Consider the following 17,133-nt stretch of genomic DNA (forward strand, 5'->3'; position numbering starts at 1 on the left):
ATGGTAGGCAGCGCCCGCGGCGCCGGGAAGTGACCAAAGTCATTCACATCCCCCAGAGCGATGGTCTGCGCGGTGGACGCCGGGGGCGGCGGCGAAGTGGCTCCCTGGGGCGCGTGCGGGCGGCGCTATCGTCCCGCACCCCTTGTCCCGCAGCCCTTTTCCGCCCTCTTTCGCGCTTTGCCGCCTGTCGCCATGGCCCTCGGTCAGTTCGCTTTTGCCAACAACACCAACCGTTTCCTGGCCTGCGCGCCGCTCGACACGCAGCCCTACGCCGTCTGCGGCGTGCCCTACGACGGCGTGGTCACCAACCGCCCGGGCGCGCGCTTCGGCCCGCAGGCCATCCGCGCGGCCAGCCTCATGCTGTGCGACGGCATCCACCCGGTGTTCGACGTGTCGCCGCTGGCGCACGTGGGCGACGCGCTCGACATGCGCCTGCCCAACGCCTCGCCGCTGCCCGAGGTGCGCGCCCACATCGAGCGCCAGGCCGCGGCGCTGATGGCCAGGCACCACTGCGTGTTCCTCGGCGGCGACCACTCCATCACCCTGTCGCTGCTGCGCGCGGCGCGCCAGCGCCATGGCCAGCCGCTCGCGCTGCTGCACTTCGACGCCCACTGCGACACCTGGACCGACCACTTCGGCGAGCCCTCGGGCCACGGCACCTGGACCTACGAGGCGATCCAGGAAGGCCTGGTGAGCCCCGCGCACGCGGTGCAGGTGGGCATCCGCTCGAGCGGCGAGCGCGCGGCGCGCGAGTACGTGGCCGACCAGGGCGGCGCGATCTACACCGCGCGGGCGCTGCGCGGCCTCGACGGCGCGGCGCTGGCGCCCACGCTGCAGGCCATCCGCGAACGCCTGGGCGATCGCCCGGCCTACCTCACGCTCGACATCGACGTGCTCGACCCGGCCTTTGCGCCCGGCACCGGCACGCCCGAGCCCGGCGGCCTCACGAGCGCGCAGGTGCTGAGCTTTCTCGAAGAATTGGCCGATCTGAACTGGGTCGGCATGGACTGCGTGGAGGTCGCGCCCGCCTACGACCACGCCGAGCTCACCACCAACGCCGCCGCCTGTTTCGTGTGGACCTACCTCGCCGGGCGCGTGGCGCGCGACCGGGATCGGGGGCGCTGAGCATGTGGGGCTCGCTGACCGGTTCGGACACCCAGCTCAACCAGCGCAGCTACTACGAGGCCAGCGTGCAGCGCGGCGCGCCGCGCGCGCCGCTGCGCGAGCACCTGCACGTGGACGCGCTGGTGGTGGGTGCGGGCTTTTCGGGTCTGTCGGCCGCGCTCGAGATGGCGCAGCGCGGGCTGTCGGTGGCGGTGCTCGAGGCCGAGCGCATCGGCAGCGGCGCGAGCGGGCGCAACGGCGGCCAGGCCATCGTGGGCTATGCGAGCGGGCAGGGCCCGTTCGAGCAGCAGCTGGGCCGCGAAGACGCCGAGCGCGCCTGGGCGATGTCGCTCGAGGCCATCGACCTGATCGACCGCCGCATCGCCGAACACCGCATCGACTGCGACCGCGCCCTCGGCTACGTGTACGTGGCCGAGAACGCCCGCAAGGCGCGCGCGCTGCGCGAGGAAATGGACGGTCTGCAGGCGCGCGGCATCGGTGTGGAATGGGCCGAGGGCGCCGACATGGGCGCGCTGATCGGCAGCGATCACTACCGCGCCGCAGCGCGCGAGCGGCGCAGCGGCCACCTGCACCCGCTCAAGTACGCGCTGGGCCTGGCGCGCGCGGCCGAGGCCGCGGGCGTGCGCGTCTTCGAGCGCTCGGCGGTGACGGCACTGCAGCGCGGCGACACGCTGGTGGCGCGCACCGCGCAAGGCCAGGTCTCGGCGCGCTTCGGCGTGCTCGCGGGCAACTGCATGCTGGCCGAGCACGGCCCCGCGGTGGCGCCCGAGATCGCGGCGCGCATCATGCCCGTGGGCACCTACATCCTGGGCACCGCACCGGTCGACCCGGCGCTGGCGGCGCGGCTGATCCCGGGCAACGCCGCGGTGTGCGACAACAACTTCGTGCTCGACTACTACCGCTTCAGCGCCGACCACCGCATGCTGTTCGGCGGCCGCGTGAGCTACACCACGCGCACCCCGGCGCGGCTGGAGCAGACCATGCAGGCGCGCATGGCCGCGGTGTTCCCCGCGCTGCGCGCGGTGCCGGTGGAGCACCTCTGGGGCGGGTTCGTGGACATCAGCATGAACCGCGCGCCCGACTTCGGCCGCCTGGGCCCCAACCTGTACTACCTGCAGGGCTTCAGCGGCCACGGCGTGGCGCTCACCGGCCTGGCGGGCCAGCTCGTGGCCGAGGCCGTGCTGGGCCAGGCCGGCCGCTTCGACGTGTACGCGCGGCTGCGCCACCGGCGCTTCCCCGGCGGGCCGCTGCTGCGCACGCCCAGCCTGGCACTGGGCATGCTGTGGCACCGCTTGCGCGACGTGCTGTGAGCGACAGGCCTTACAAATCCGAAATTGAATTTCGGATTTGTAAGCGCTACCCCACCGCCTTGCGCACCGCCGCCGCGATCAGCGGCCCGCACTGGCGGATCTCGGCCAGCGCGGCGTAGCCATAGCCGATGACCAGGCCGCGCAGGTCGGTGCGGCGCAGGCAGTAGGCCGAGAGCGGGCGCACGATCAGGCCCTGCTGCGCCAGGCGCTGGGCGATGGCCTGGTCGTCGATGCGCGCGGGCAGGCGCAGGCACAGGTGCAGGCCCTGCTCGGCGCCGCTGATGCGCGGCGCGTCCGGGCCCTCGCCGCCGAGCACGGGGCCGAGCGCTTCGAGCAGGCACTGGCGGCGCTCGGCGTAGGTCTGGCGCGCGCGCCGCAGCGAGCTCGCGAAGTGGCCCATCTCGATGAACTCGGCCAGCGCCGCCTGGGTGGGCATGTGGCCGGGGCGGTGCAGGTCGTAGTGGGCCTGGCGGAAGGCCTCGACCAGGCCCTTGGGCACCACCAGGTAGCCGAGCTTCAGCCCGGGGTAGAGCACCTTGGAGAAGGTGCCCATGTAGAGCACGCGGCCGTCGAGGTCCAGGCCTTCGAGGCTGGAGATCGGCGGGCCGCTGAAGCGGTACTCGCTGTCGTAGTCGTCTTCGAGCACCCAGGCGCCGTGCGCGCGCGCCGTGGCCAGCAGCTGGTGGCGGCGCGCCAGCGACATCACCTCGCCCGTGGGGTACTGGTGCGAGGGCGTGACGTAGATCAGCGTGGGCGGCTCGGCGTCGTCGGCCTCGGTGGGTCGGATGCCCTCGTCGTCGGTGGCCACGGGGTGCACGCGCTGGCCGTTGGCCATGAAGGCCTTCATCGCGCCCCAGTAGGCCGGGTCTTCCACCCACACGGTGTCGCCGTGGTCGGCGAGCAGCCGCGCGCAGAGCTCGAGCGATTGCTGCGTGCCGGTGGTGACGATGACCTGGTCGGCCTCGAGCTGCACGCTGCGGAACACGCGCAGGTAGTCGGCGATGGCGCGGCGCAGCGGTGCGTAACCGCCCGAGGTGTTGTAGTCGAGCATGTCCGGGTAGGTCATGCGCCAGTGCTTGTTCTGCAGCCGCTGCCAGAGCGCGAGCGGGAAGGCGCTGAAGTCGGCGATGCCCGGCGTGAAGGGCTGCACCTCGAGCTCGTGGGCGCTGAAGCGGTGCGCGAGCGCTTCGCCGCGCCGGGACAGCCGCGGCGCCTGGCGGTGCGGCGCCTGGGCCGGCGCGCCGCGCAGCGCGCGCGCGCCGCTGGCGCGCGGCACGTGGTCGTTCACGTAGGTGCCGCTGCCCACGCGGCTGGCCAGGTAGCCCTCGACGCTGAGCTGGTTGATGGCCGCGACCACGGTGTTGCGCGACAGGGCCAGGTCCTGCGCGAGGTCGCGGCTGGAGGGCAGGCGCTCGCCGGCGCCGAGCTTGCCATCGAGCATGGCGCGGCGCAGCGCCTCGTAGAGCTGGCGGTGCAGGGGCAGGGCGTCTTGCGCGCCCAGGCGGTTCATCTCGGCCAGCAGGAATTCGGACAGCATGGGGGGCGGGTCAGGGCGTCAAGTGGCACCATTCGGGGGCCGCAACTGGCCCTCATTGTCATCCAATTGACCCGCCACAATGTCCGCAGACCGTCAGGAGAATCCATGAACAAGCCGCCATGCATGGTCTGGCTGCCGGCCGACCACCGCCTGCTGGGCGATCACGGTCACCAGATGCCCTTTCTGTTGCTGGGCGACAAGTACGCGCGGGCCGTGAAGGTCGGGGCGCAGGCCCAGCCCGTCATGTTCCCGCTCGCCGACGCCGAGCAGATCGACGAGCTGCTGGCCATGGTCGACGGCGTGATGCTCACCGGCTCGCCCTCGAACGTGCACCCCTCGCACTTCCACGAGGAGGTGGCCGACCCCAGCCTGCCGCTCGACCCCGACCGCGACCTGCTCACGCTGGCGCTGGTCAAGGCCTGTGTGCACCAGGGCGTGCCGCTGCTGGGCATCTGCCGCGGCTTCCAGGAGATCAACGTGGCCCTGGGCGGCGCGCTCTACCAGCGCGTGCACCAGGTGCCCGGCATGAACGACCACCGCGAGCCCAAGAGCGCCCCGCCAGACGAGCAGTACGCGCCCCGCCATGCGATCCGCATCGCCGAGGGCAGCGCCTTCGCCGAGTGGGCGCAGGCCACGACGGCACAGGTGAACTCGCTGCACGGCCAGGGCATCGCGCGGCTGGCCGAGGGCCTGGAGCCACTGGCCTGGGCACCCGACGGTCTGATCGAGGCCTTCGCCGTGAAGGGTGCGCGCACCTTCGCCTACGCCATGCAGTGGCACCCCGAGTGGCGCTGCTGGGACACCCCGTTCTACGCCGCCATCTTCGAGGCCTTCGGCCGCGCCTGCCGCCAGCGCCGCAGCCTGCGCCTGCAGGCCAGCGACCTCGCGCGCAGCCAGCCCGGTTAGCTGCGCTCATCCGCCCCCGACCCCGAACGATTTGCCCAACGCAGAAACAGGAGCCGGCCATGAGCGCCCCCAAGAATTTCAACGAGCTGGAGAACTGGCTCAACGAACACCGCGTCACCGAAGTCGAATGCCTGGTGCCCGACCTCACCGGCGTGGCGCGCGGCAAGATCCTGCCGCGCGAGAAGTTCACCGAAGACCGCGGCATGCGGCTGCCGCACGCCATCGTGGCCATGAGCGTGACCGGTGAGCAGCCCGCCAGCGGCCCGTACTACGACGTGGTCGAGCCCACCGACCGCGACATGCAGCTGCGCCCCGACCCGAGCACGGTGCGCATCGTGCCCTGGGCCACCGACCCCACGGCGCAGGTGATCCACGACTGCTTCGACCACAAGGGCCAGCTCGTGCCCTACGCGCCGCGCAGCGTGCTGCGCCGCATCTGCGACCTGTACGCCGCCGAGGGCTGGGACCCGGTGATCGCGCCCGAGCTCGAGTTCTACCTGACCGCGCGCAACACCGACCCCAACACCCTGCTGCGCCCGCCGATCGGCCGCAGCGGCCGCGCCGAGACCTCGCGCCAGGCCTATTCCATCGACGCCGTCAACGAGTTCGACCCGCTGTTCGAGGAGATCTACGAGTACTGCAACCTCATGGGCCTGAACGTGGACACGCTGATCCACGAGATCGGCGCGGGCCAGATGGAGATCAACTTCTTCCACGACCACCCGCTGGGCCTGGCCGACGAGGTCTTCTTCTTCAAGCGCACCGTGCGCGAGTGCGCGCTGCGCCACGACATGTACGCCACCTTCATGGCCAAGCCCATCGCGGGCGAGCCGGGCAGCGCCATGCACATGCACCAGAGCGTGGTGCACAAGGAGACCGGCAAGAACATCTTCAGCAACCCCGACGGCACGGCCTCGGACGCGTTCTTCCATTACATCGGCGGCCTGCAGCGCTACATCCCGGCCGCGATGGCGCTGGTGGCGCCCTACGTGAACAGCTACCGGCGCCTGAGCCGCCACACGGCCGCACCGATCAACATCGAGTGGGGCCACGACAACCGCACCGTGGGCATCCGCTCGCCCATCGCCTCGCCCGAGGCGCGCCGCATCGAGAACCGCGTGATCGGCGCCGACGCCAACCCCTACGTGGCCATGGCCATGACGCTGGCCTGCGGCTACCTGGGCATGAAGAACAAGATCAAGCCCAAGCCCGAGATGAAGGGCGACGCCTACCTCTCGCCCTACGCGCTGCCGCGCAGCCTGGGCGAGGCGCTCGACTGGCTGCGCCGCGAACCCGACCTGCACGAGGTGCTGGGCCACGAGTTCGTGACCATCTACACCGAGATCAAGGAACTCGAGTTCGACGAGTTCATGAAGGTGATCTCGCCCTGGGAGCGCGAACACCTTCTGCTCCACGTCTGACCCGGAAAGCCCGCCATGAACCCCTCCACCCTGATCGCCCCTCCCGCGCTGGTGCGCCGCGCCGAACAGCAGGACACCCAGGCCATCCAGGCCCTCGACAGCGCGCACTACATCCACCCCTTCACCGACCACGGTGACCTCGCCACGCGCGGGGCCCGGGTGATCACGCGCGCCGAGGGCATCTACATCTGGGATTCCGAGGGGCACAAGATCCTCGACGCCATGAGCGGGCTGTGGTGCGTGAACGCGGGCTACGGACGCAAGGAGCTGGCCGACGCGGCCTACCAGCAGCTCATGACGCTGCCCTACTACAACAGCTTCTTCCAGACCACCAACGTGCCCGCCACGCAGCTTGCGGCCAAGCTCGCGGCGCTCGCGCCCGAGGTCGGCGGGCGGCGCTTCGAGCACGTGTTCTTCAGCTCCAGCGGCAGCGAGAGCAACGACACCAACGTGCGTCTGGTGCGCCGCTACTGGGACCTGCTGGGCCAGCCGCAGCGCAAGACCATCATCAGCCGCCACAACGCGTACCACGGCTCCACCATGGCCGGCGCCTCGCTCGGCGGCATGGACGGCATGCACGCCCAGGGCGACCTGCCCATCCCGGGCATCGTGCACGTGATGCAGCCCTACTACCTCGAGAACGCACTGCCCGGCGAGAGCGAGGCCGACTTCGGCCTGCGCGCGGCGCGCGCGATCGAGCAGAAGATCCTCGAGCTTGGCGCCGACCGGGTGGCGGCCTTCATCGCCGAGCCGGTGCAGGGCGCGGGCGGCGTGATCATTCCGCCCGCCACCTACTGGCCCGAGGTGCAGCGCATCGTCGACCAGTACGGCATCCTGCTGATCTCCGACGAGGTGATCTGCGCCTTCGGCCGCCTGGGCCACTGGTTCGCCTACGAGAAGTTCGGCTACCGGCCCGACCTGGTGACCTTCGCCAAGGGCGTGACCAGCGGCTACGTGCCCCTGGGCGGCGTGATGGTGGGCGACCGCGTGGCCAAGGTGCTGATCGAGCAGGGCGGCGAGTTCAACCACGGCTACACCTACAGCGGCCACCCCGTGGCCTGCGCGGTGGCACTGGCCAACCTGGAATTGATGGAGCGTGAGCAGCTGCCGCGCAAGGTGCGCGAAGACATCGGCCCCTACCTGGCCGAGCGCTTCACCGAGATCGGCCGGCACCCCCTGGTGGGCGTGGCCGAGACCTGCGGCTTCGTGGGCGGCCTGGTGCTGGTGAAAGACAAGGCCACGCGGGCGATGTACGACCCGGCATTGGCCGTGGGCATGATGTGCCGCGCCCACTGCTTCCGCAACGGCCTGATCATGCGCGCCGTGGGCGACCGCATGATCATCGCCCCGCCGCTGGTGATGACCCGGGCCCAGATCGACGACATGGTGGCGCTGATCCTGCGCTGCCTCGACGCCACGCTCGCGGAACTGCGGGAAAAAGGGCTGCATGCATGACTAGAATGGCCGCCGATCCCTTTTCTGGGGCATGGCTGGCGGTCAAAAGCGGGGCATTCCCGGTCTGGAACTTGCATGCCACCCCTGGGTCATCTGCCTGCCGTTGGGTTCGACGGTTCGGGTCCTAAACCTCCTGTGGAGTGAGCAACACCATGAAGAAGCACGTTCTGGCACTCGCGATGGCGGCCATGCTGGTCGCCGCCTGCGGCAAGAAAGAAGAGGCCGCCCCGGCCCCGGCACCCGCGCCGGTGGCCACCGCGCCCGCTCCGGCCCCGGCGCCGGCCGGCCCGGTGCTCGATGACGAGAAGGTTCTCAACATCTACAACTGGCCCGACTACATCCCCGAGAACATGATCGCGGAGTTCGAGAAGGCCACGGGCATCAAGGTCAACTACGACACCTTCGAGACCAACGAAGCGCTGCACGCCAAGCTGGTCGCGGGCAACACCGGCTACGACATCGTGGTGCCGGGCAGCGTCTTCGCCAAGCCCCAGATCGAAGCCGGCTTCTTCCAGCCGCTCGACAAGGCCAAGCTCAAGAACTACGCCAACCTCGACCCGGCCGTGATGTCGGTGCTGACCAAGGCCGACCCCGACAACAAGTTCCTCGTGCCCTGGGCCTGGAGCTTCACCACCGTGGGCATCAACAAGACCAAGGTCGCCAAGGCCCTGGGCAGCACGCCCATGCCCGAGAACGCCTGGGACCTGGTGTTCAAGCCCGAGTACACGAGCAAGCTCAAGTCCTGCGGCATCGCCTACCTCGACTCGCCGACCGAGATCATCCCGGTGGCGCTGCACTACATCGGCAAGGACGCGTACTCCAACAACCCGGCCGACTACAAGGAAGCCACGGCCATGCTGGCCAAGGTGCGCAAGGACATCCGCCTGTTCAGCTCGACCATGATCGACGACATCGCCGGCGGCAAGGCCTGCGTGGCCATCGGCTGGGCCGGCGACGTGAACATCGCGGCCGGCCGCGCCAAGGAGAACGGCTCCAAGGACGAGATCGAGGCGCTGCTGCCCTCGACCGGCGCGCTGTCGTTCTTCGACACCATGGCCATCACCAAGGACGCCAAGCACCCGAACAACGCGCACGCGTTCATCGACTTCTTCCTCTCGCCCGAGAGCGGCGCCGCGATGGCCAACGAGATGAGCTACAACGCCGGCAACAAGGCCGCGCTGCCGCAGGTCAAGCCCGAGATGGCGGCCAACAAGACCATCTTCGTGGAAGAGGCCTACATGCCCAAGATGATCCCCCCGAGCAGCTTCACCAACGAAGCGCGTGAGGCGATGGCCACGGCCTACAACGCCTTCAAGAAGGGCGGCAAGTAAGCCCAGGCCTTCACGGGCCTCGACACCCCGGGCTGTTCGTACTCCAGTATGAACAGCCCTTTTTCTTGCCGGGCCGTTCCCGGCCTCCCTACACACAACAGGCGTACTCATGGCATCTGCGGGCAATCCTGAGGGCTATCTGGTCACCGAGAAGGTGGTGAAGCGTTTCGACGAGGCCGTGGCCGTCGACGAGGTTTCGCTGTCCATCGCCAAGGGTGAGATCTTCGCGTTGCTGGGCAGCTCGGGCTGCGGCAAGTCGACGCTGCTGCGCATGCTGGCCGGCTTCGAAAAGCCCACCTCGGGCCGGCTGCTGCTCGGCGGCCAGGACCTGGCCGCGCTGCCGCCCTACGAGCGGCCGGTGAACATGATGTTCCAGAGCTACGCGCTGTTTCCGCACCTGAGCGTGTGGGAGAACGTGGCCTTCGGCCTCAAGCGCGAGGGCCTGCCGGCCGACCAGATCGCCAAGCGGGTAGACGAAATGCTCGCGCTGGTGCAGCTCACGCCCTACGCCAAGCGCAAGCCGCACCAGCTCTCGGGCGGTCAGCAGCAGCGCGTGGCGCTCGCGCGCAGCCTGGCCAAGCGGCCCAAGCTGCTGCTGCTCGACGAACCGCTGGGCGCGCTCGACAAGAAGCTGCGCGAGCAGACGCAGTTCGAGCTCGTCAACATCATCGAGAAGGTGGGCGTGACCTGCGTGATGGTCACGCACGACCAGGAAGAGGCCATGACGGTGGCCAACCGCATCGCCATCATGAGCAAGGGCCGGGTGCTGCAGGTGGGCACGCCGCAGCAGGTCTACGAGTACCCCACGAACCGCTTCGTGGCCGACTTCATCGGCAACGTGAACCTGTTCGAAGGAAAGCTCAGCGTGGACGAGGCCGACCGCTGCGCGGCCAGCACCACCATCGGCGAGATCCACGTGGGCCACGGCATCAGCGGCGCCCTCGGCATGCCGGTATCGGTCGCGGTGCGGCCCGAGAAGATCAGCATCGGCAAGCAGCGCCCCGCGGGCATGGACCACAACGTGTTCGGCGGCCGCGTGAAGGAGATCGCCTACTTCGGCTCGTACAACACCTACATCGTGGTCACGCCGCAGGGCGCGCGCGTGAAGATCACCGAGCCCAACGGCTCGCGCCACGAGCAGCTCGACATCACCTGGGAAGACGAGGTCTTCTTCTGGTGGGACGACACCGACGCCGTGGTGCTGCGCGACTGAGCCGCCGGAGCAGACCATGAAGCTGTCCATGCCCGGCAAACGATTCGTCATCGGCGTGCCCTACGCCTGGCTGATCGTCTTCTTCTTCCTGCCCTTCCTGATCCTGCTGTACATCAGCTTCGTGGACATGGGCGGCGACATCAGCCCCTTCAAGCCGCTGTGGGATCCGGACACCGGCGTGCTGCGGCTCAAGTACGAGAACTACCTGTCCATCTTCCGCGAGGAAGAGGGCGCGCGCCTGTTCCAGACGCTCTACATCGACGCCTACCTGCGCTCGATCGGCTACGCGCTGGCCACGGCGGTGTTCTGCCTGGTGCTGGGCTACCCGTTCGCGTACTTCATCGCGCGCTCGCCGGCCAGCGTGCGCCCGGCCCTGCTGCTGCTGGTGATGCTGCCGTTCTGGACCTCGTTCCTGCTGCGCGTGTACGCGTGGAAGGGCATCCTCGCCGACCAGGGCATGCTCAACCGCCTGCTCATGGCGATCGGGATCACGAGCGAGCCCATTCCCATGCTCTACACCAGCGTGTCCATGCTGGTGGGCATGACCTACGTGTACCTGCCCTTCATGATCCTGCCGCTGTACGCGAACCTCGTGAAGATGGACTTCCGCCTGCTCGAGGCCGCCTACGACCTGGGCACCACGCCCTTCAAGGCCTTCTGGCTCGTCACGGTGCCGCTGTCCAAGGCCGGCATCGTGGCCGGCTTCATGCTGGTGTTCATCCCCTGCGTGGGCGAGTTCGTGATCCCCTCGCTGCTCGGCGGGCCCGAGAACCTCATGATCGGCCGCGTGGTCTGGGACGAGATGTTCACCGCCAACAACTGGCCGCGCTCGACCGCGCTCGCCGTGGTGATGATCGGTCTCATCGTCGTGCCGCTGGCGGTGTACTACAAGGTCACCGGCGACGCCGCCGAAAAGCGTTGAGGAGCGCGCCATGAAACAACTGCTCGAAAAACACTTCGGCAAGGTCTGGCTGCTGGTCGTCTTCGCCTTCCTGTACCTGCCACTGGCCTTCATGGTGCTGTTCTCGTTCAACAGCACCCGCCAGGACGCGCGCTTCACCGGCTTCTCGCTGCGCTGGTACGAGGCCCTGCTCAACGACAACAAGATCGTCGACGGCTTCTTCCTCTCGCTCAAGATCGCCGCCATCACGGGCGTGCTGTCGGCGGTGCTCGCCACCTTCGCGGCCTTCGTGCTGGTGCGCTACCGCCGCTTCATCGGCCGCACCGTGTTCAGCGGCATGGTGAACGCGCCGCTGGTGATGCCCGAGGTGATCATCGGCCTGTCGCTGCTGCTGCTGTTCGTGGGCGCGCAGAACCTGTTCGGCTGGCCGCAGCGCGGCCTGCTCACCATCGTGCTCGGCCACACCCTGCTCGGCATGGCCTACGGCATGGTGGTGATCCAGAGCCGGCTGCTCGAGATGGACCGCTCGATCGAAGAGGCCGCCATGGACCTGGGCGCGCGCCCGCACCAGGTGTTCTTCCTGGTCACGCTGCCCAACATCTTCCAGGCCATCCTCGCGGCCTTCCTGCTCGCGTTCACGCTCTCGTTCGACGACGTGGTGATCACCGAATTCCTCAGCGGACCGGGCGTGAGCACGCTGCCGCAGGTGATCTTCGGTTACGCGCGCCGCGGCATCAACCCGACCATCTACGCCGCGGCCACCATCCTCATCGTGACCGTGACCATCGTGGTGGTGAGCTACGCGGTGTGGGTGGCGCGCCAGACCCGCAAGCGCGAGCGCGAAATGGCGGCGGCGCTGCGCAGCTGAGCCCCCGGGCCCGGGGGGCCGTGGCGCTGCCCCGTGGCATGGGCGCCACGGCGTAGGCCATCGGCCCGAGTGGTGGACCTGGCCCGGTTCGCAAGAATGCGGGCTCTCCGGAATTCGGAGAGTTCTTTCTTCTTACTTGCGAACCATGAAAAGCACCCGCCTCCTGGCCCTTGCGGCCGCCTGTCTTGCCCTGTCCACGGCGCACGCCCAGACCGCAGAAGCGGCCGCCCACAGCGGCATGTACGCCGAGATCGGCTATGCCGCGCCCGAGTTCAAGACGTCCGATGGCATCGACTCGATGAAGGCCTCGCCCAGCCTCGTGTCGGGTGTCTTCGGCTACCAGTTGCATCCCAACTTCGCGGTCGAAGGCTTCCTGGGCCTGGGCGCCGGCAAGGACGGCTTGAAGTTCAACGGCCTGAGCGTGCCGGTGAACGTCAAGCTGGGCACCCTGTATGGCGTGTTCGCCCGGCCCAGCGTGGCCGTCAGCGAGTCCGTCGACCTGTTCGCCCGCATCGGCTGGATGAGCACCGAACTCAAGGCCTCCGGCCCCGGTGGGAGCTATGCCGACCGGAACTCCAGCCTCGCTTACGGCGTCGGCGCCAACTTCAACCTGTCCAAGACCTCGTACCTGCAGGCGAGCTGGACGAGCTTCTACGACAAGCACGAGACCCAGATCCAGGGTCTCGGCCTGGCCTACGGCATGCGCTTCTGAGCCATCCCTGTCTCCCCGTCTCCAAGGCTCTGGCCACCTTCGGGTGGCCTTTTTTTGGGCGCCGCGCGCGCAGTGGACGCCAGCTCGCCCGGGAAAGTGGCTGCCCATGGCCGGGCGCAGGCGGCGTAGCATGGGCCGATTCTTCAGGCCCCGCACCACCCACGCCATGACCACTGCCACGCCCGACACCCCCTCCCTCGCCTTCGACGGCCGCGCCTTCATCAACGGCGAGCGCGTCGCGGCGCGCGACGGCCAGACCTTCGACTGCTTCTCGCCGGTGGACGGCCGCCTGCTCGCGCCCGTGGCGCGTGGCCAGGCCGCCGACATCGACGCCGCCGTGGCCGCGGCGCGCGCGGCCTTCGAAGACCGCCGCTGGGCCGGCCTGGCGCCGGCGCGCCGCAAGCGCGTGATGCTGGCCTTCGCCGACCTGCTGCTCAAGCACGCCGACGAGCTCGCGCTCACCGAAACGCTCGACATGGGCAAGCCCGTGCGCTACGCGCGCAGCGTGGACGTGAACAGCGCGGCCAACTGCATCCGCTGGTACGGCGAGGCGGTGGACAAGGTCTACGACGAGATCGCGCCCACGCCCGACACCGCGCTGGCCCTGATCACGCGCGAGCCCGTGGGCGTGGTGGGCGTGATCGTGCCCTGGAACTACCCCATGATCATGGCCGCCTGGAAGATCGCCCCGGCGCTGGCCGCGGGCAACTCGGTGGTCTTGAAGCCCAGCGAGAAAAGCCCGCTCACCGCGTTGCGCCTGGCCGAGCTCGCGCTGGCCGCGGGCCTGCCGCCGGGCGTGTTCAACGTGGTGCCCGGTTACGGTCCCGAAGCGGGCAGCCCGCTCGCGCTGCACATGGACGTGGACTGCATCGCCTTCACCGGCAGCACGCGCGTGGGCAAGCAGATCCACGTGATGGCCGGCCAGAGCAACTTGAAGCGCGCCTGGACCGAGCTCGGCGGCAAGTCGCCCAACATCGTGTTCGCCGATTGCCCGAACCTGGACAAGGCCGTCGAGGCCGCGGTGGGCAGCATCTTCTTCAACCAGGGCGAGAGCTGCAACGCGCCCTCGCGCCTGTTCGTCGAGGCCTCGATCAAGGACGCCTTCCTCGAGAAGGCGCTCAAGCTGGTGCCGCAGTACCAGCCGGGCAACCCGCTGGACAAAGCCACGGTGATGGGCGCGATCGTCGACAAGACCCAGCTCGACACCGTGCTGCGCTACATCGAGAGCGGCAAGAAGGAGGGCGCGAAGCTGCTCGCGGGCGGCGAGCAGGCCGAGCCCGTGAAGGGCGGCTGCTACGTGCTGCCCACCATCTTCGACGGCGTGAAGAACGACATGACCATCGCGCGCGAGGAGATCTTCGGCCCGGTGCTGTCGGTGCTCTCGTTCACCGACGCGGCCGATGTGGTCAGGCAGGCCAACAGCAACATCTACGGCCTGCAGGCCGCGGTGTGGACGCGCGACATCAACAAGGCCCACGGTGTGGCGCGCGCCCTGCGCGCCGGCACGGTGCACGTGAACCAATACGACGAAGACGACATCACCGTGCCCTTCGGCGGCTTCAAGCAGAGCGGCGTGGGCCGCGACAAGTCGCTGCACGCCTTCGACAAGTACACCGAGATCAAGACCACCTGGATCCGCATCGACAGCCCGATCTGAGGAGAGCCGCATGAACGCCCCGCAAACGCCCGAGACCCTGAGCGCCCCGCACACCAACGCCGCCTGGCACCAGCGCCGGCTCGCGGCCACGCCGCGCGGCGTGGGCGTGTTCGGCGACTTCTTCATCGAGCGCGCGAAGAACGCCGAGTTCTGGGACATCGAGGGCCGGCGCTTCATCGACTTCGCGGGCGGCATCGCGGTGCTCAACACCGGCCACGTGCACCCCAAGGTGCAGGCCGCCATCGCGGCCCAGCTGCAGCGCTTCACGCACAGCTGCTACCAGGTGGTGCCTTATGCCGAGTACGTGTCGCTGGCCGAGCGCCTCAACGCCATGGTGCCCATCGCCGGGCCGGTGAAGACGGCGTTCTTCTCGACCGGCGCCGAGGCGATCGAGAACGCGGTGAAGATCGCGCGCGCGGCCACGGGTCGCAGCGGCGTGATCGCCTTCGGCGGCGCCTTCCACGGCCGCAGCCTGTTCGCGGTGTCGCTCACGGGCAAGGTGCAGCCCTACAAGGCCGGCTTCGGGCCTTTCCCGCCCGAGATCTACCACGTGCCCTTTCCCTGCCACTGCAGCTCGCTCGACGACACGAAGCGCGCGATCGAGCACCTCTTCAAGGCCGACATCGAGCCCTCGCGCGTGGCGGCCATCGTGTTCGAGCCGGTGCAGGGCGAGGGCGGCTTCAACCCGATCCAGCCCGCGGCCGTGAAGTGGCTGCGCGAGCTCTGCGACCAGCACGGCATCCTGCTCATCGCCGACGAGGTGCAGACCGGCTTCGCGCGCACCGGCCGCATGTTCGCCATGGAGCATTTCGGCGTGAAGCCCGACCTCATGACCCTGGCCAAGAGCCTGGCCGGCGGCACCACGCTCTCGGCCGTGTGCGGCCGCGCGGCCGTGATGGACGGGCCCGCGCCCGGCGGCCTGGGCGGCACCTACGCGGGCCACCCGCTGGCCATCGCCGCGGCGCACGCGGTGATCGACGTGATGGAAGAAGAGCGCCTGTGCGAGCGCGCGCAACGGCTGGGCGACAAGCTGCTCGCGCACCTGATCGCCCAGCGCGCGGTGCACCCGCGCATCGGCGACATCCGCGGCCTGGGCGCGATGGTGGCCAACGAATTCGTCGACCCGAACACCGGCGCGCCCGACGCCGACACGGCCAAGCGCGTGCAGATGGCGGCCCTCCAACGCGGCCTGCTGTTGCTCACCTGCGGCGTGCACGGCAACGTGATCCGCTACCTGTTTCCGCTCACGGTGGAAGACGCGGTCTTCGACGAGGGTCTGGCCATCCTCGACGCGGCGCTGGCCGAGGTGCTGGCGTGAACGACCGCAGCGCGGCCCCTGGCAACAGCGCAGGCGCCGCGCTCGACGAGCGCATCGCGGCGCTGCGCGCCCAGGGCGTGCATTCGGTGCTCGCCACCTTCACCGACCTCGAGGGCACGCCCAAGGGCAAGCTGGTGCCGCTCGATGGACTGCCCGGCGCGGTGTCACAGGGCGCGGGCTTCGCCGGCCCGAGCATCGTGGGCACCGGCCTGCCGCGCATGGGCGCGCGCAGCGAGTACATGGGCCGCGTGCGGCCCGAGAGCCTGCGGCCCTTGCCCTTCATGCCCGGCGTGGCCCACGCGGTGTGCGACGGTTACGCGGGCGGCGAGCCGCTGGCCACCGACCCGCGCCAGGTGCTGCAGCGCCAGGTGGCTCGGCTGCGCGAGCGCGGCTGGACGCTGTGGGTGGGCATCGAGCCCGAGTTCTTCCTGCTCAGGCGCGGCGACGACGGCCGCTGGGGCGTGGCCGATCCGCGCGACCGCCTCGCCAAGCCCTCGTACGACCTGCGCTCGATCGGCCGCAACCTGGGCTTCCTCGACGACATGCGCGAGGCGCTGGCGGCGCTGGGTTTCGCGCTCGAGCAGATCGACCACGAAGACGCGAGCGGGCAGTACGAAATCAACTACCGGCACGACGACGCGCTCGCCGCGGCCGACCGCTACCAGCTCTTCAAGCTCACCGCGCAGGCCGTCGCCGAGCGCCACGGCTGCACCTTCTCGACCATGCCCAAGCCGCTCGCGCACGCACCGGGCAGCGGCCTGCATTTCCACCTGAGCCTGAGCGACGCGGGCGGCCGCCCGCTGATGGGCGATGGCCAGGGCGCACTCGGTCTGAGCGATGCGGGCTGGGGCTTCGCCGCGGGCCTGCTCGCGCACGCCGACGCGCTGGCCGCGGTCTGCGCGCCCACGGTCAACAGCTACAAGCGCCTGGCCGCGAGCGATTGCGCCTCGGGCACCACCTGGGCGCCGGTGTGGAAGGCCGTGGGCGAAAACAACCGCACCTGCCTGCTGCGCGCGGTGGCGGGCCGGCTCGAATGGCGGCTGCCCGACCCGGCCTGCAACGTGTACCTGGCGCTCGCGGCCACGCTGGCTGCGGGGCTCGATGGCATCGACCGCGGCCTGCCCGCGCCCCGGCCTTGCGAGGACGACCTCTACCAGCGCCACGCCGCGGGCGAGCCCGTGCCCGAGCGCCTGCCGCGCGACCTGCACGATGCGCTGCGCGGGCTCGAGGCCGACGCCGTGGTGCGCGCCGCGCTGGGCGAGCCCCTGGTGGCGCAGTTCCTCGCGCTCAAGCGCGCCGAGTGGGCCGAGTACCACGCGCAGGTGAGCGACTGGGAGCTGCGGCGCTACGCCGAGGGCTGATCGGGTCCCGGCGCGGCC

Annotated in this window: 14 protein-coding genes; 13 read left to right on the forward strand and 1 reads right to left on the reverse strand. The window is 69.7% G+C overall.

All coding sequences use genetic code 11. The annotated features are described in order from the left end of the window. Positions 1 to 192 precede the first annotated feature (192 nt). Together speB and WDZ95_RS15815 are read left to right on the forward strand one after the other, a co-directional pair. Complete coding sequence (speB, locus tag WDZ95_RS15810) at positions 193 to 1,125, forward strand: agmatinase (protein ID WP_166229196.1); 933 nt, start codon at positions 193 to 195, stop codon at positions 1,123 to 1,125. A gap of 2 nt (positions 1,126 to 1,127) precedes the next feature. After that, positions 1,128 to 2,435, forward strand: coding sequence for an NAD(P)/FAD-dependent oxidoreductase (locus tag WDZ95_RS15815; RefSeq protein WP_425779769.1), 1,308 nt, complete (start codon positions 1,128 to 1,130; stop codon positions 2,433 to 2,435). A 46-nt stretch (positions 2,436 to 2,481) separates the two neighbouring features. Here WDZ95_RS15815 and WDZ95_RS15820 read toward each other — a convergent pair whose 3' ends face one another. Further along, positions 2,482 to 3,972, reverse strand: a complete 1,491-nt coding sequence (locus WDZ95_RS15820) for a PLP-dependent aminotransferase family protein (protein WP_166229200.1) — start codon at positions 3,970 to 3,972, stop codon at positions 2,482 to 2,484. Positions 3,973 to 4,077: 105 nt separating this feature from the next. Between WDZ95_RS15820 and WDZ95_RS15825 the strand changes: the two genes are divergently transcribed. The 11 genes from WDZ95_RS15825 (at position 4,078) to glnT (ending at position 17,115) form a co-directional block, all read left to right on the forward strand. Next, complete coding sequence (locus tag WDZ95_RS15825; protein ID WP_205710673.1) at positions 4,078 to 4,878, forward strand: gamma-glutamyl-gamma-aminobutyrate hydrolase family protein; 801 nt, start codon at positions 4,078 to 4,080, stop codon at positions 4,876 to 4,878. 59 nt (positions 4,879 to 4,937) lie between these two features. Continuing rightward, positions 4,938 to 6,299: a glutamine synthetase family protein gene (locus tag WDZ95_RS15830; protein ID WP_166229202.1), complete on the forward strand. Its 1,362-nt coding sequence runs from the start codon at positions 4,938 to 4,940 to the stop codon at positions 6,297 to 6,299. A gap of 15 nt (positions 6,300 to 6,314) precedes the next feature. Further along, positions 6,315 to 7,754: an aspartate aminotransferase family protein gene (locus tag WDZ95_RS15835; RefSeq protein ID WP_425779772.1), complete on the forward strand. Its 1,440-nt coding sequence runs from the start codon at positions 6,315 to 6,317 to the stop codon at positions 7,752 to 7,754. Between the two features lie 152 nt (positions 7,755 to 7,906). Next, positions 7,907 to 9,085: an extracellular solute-binding protein gene (locus WDZ95_RS15840; RefSeq protein WP_425779774.1), complete on the forward strand. Its 1,179-nt coding sequence runs from the start codon at positions 7,907 to 7,909 to the stop codon at positions 9,083 to 9,085. Between the two features lie 109 nt (positions 9,086 to 9,194). Continuing rightward, positions 9,195 to 10,298: an ABC transporter ATP-binding protein gene (locus WDZ95_RS15845; RefSeq protein ID WP_425779776.1), complete on the forward strand. Its 1,104-nt coding sequence runs from the start codon at positions 9,195 to 9,197 to the stop codon at positions 10,296 to 10,298. Between the two features lie 16 nt (positions 10,299 to 10,314). Next, positions 10,315 to 11,220 (forward strand): ABC transporter permease, encoded by a 906-nt coding sequence (locus WDZ95_RS15850; RefSeq protein WP_425779778.1) that lies wholly within the window; start codon positions 10,315 to 10,317, stop codon positions 11,218 to 11,220. 10 nt (positions 11,221 to 11,230) lie between these two features. Continuing rightward, entirely contained in the window at positions 11,231 to 12,067 is an 837-nt protein-coding gene (locus tag WDZ95_RS15855; RefSeq protein WP_425779780.1) for an ABC transporter permease, read from the forward strand. Positions 12,068 to 12,212: 145 nt separating this feature from the next. Then, entirely contained in the window at positions 12,213 to 12,779 is a 567-nt protein-coding gene (locus WDZ95_RS15860; RefSeq protein WP_166229213.1) for an outer membrane beta-barrel protein, read from the forward strand. Between the two features lie 166 nt (positions 12,780 to 12,945). Next, positions 12,946 to 14,436: an aldehyde dehydrogenase gene (locus WDZ95_RS15865; protein ID WP_425779783.1), complete on the forward strand. Its 1,491-nt coding sequence runs from the start codon at positions 12,946 to 12,948 to the stop codon at positions 14,434 to 14,436. Positions 14,437 to 14,446: 10 nt separating this feature from the next. After that, positions 14,447 to 15,754 (forward strand): 4-aminobutyrate--2-oxoglutarate transaminase, encoded by a 1,308-nt coding sequence (gene gabT / locus WDZ95_RS15870; protein ID WP_425779785.1) that lies wholly within the window; start codon positions 14,447 to 14,449, stop codon positions 15,752 to 15,754. After that, entirely contained in the window at positions 15,751 to 17,115 is a 1,365-nt protein-coding gene (gene glnT / locus WDZ95_RS15875) for a type III glutamate--ammonia ligase (protein ID WP_425779787.1), read from the forward strand. Before gabT ends, glnT begins: the two co-directional genes overlap by 4 nt. Positions 17,116 to 17,133 lie beyond the last annotated feature (18 nt).

This window comes from Hydrogenophaga sp. T2 (assembly GCF_049843535.1).
GTDB classification, from domain to species: Bacteria; Pseudomonadota; Gammaproteobacteria; order Burkholderiales; family Burkholderiaceae_C; genus Hydrogenophaga; species Hydrogenophaga crocea.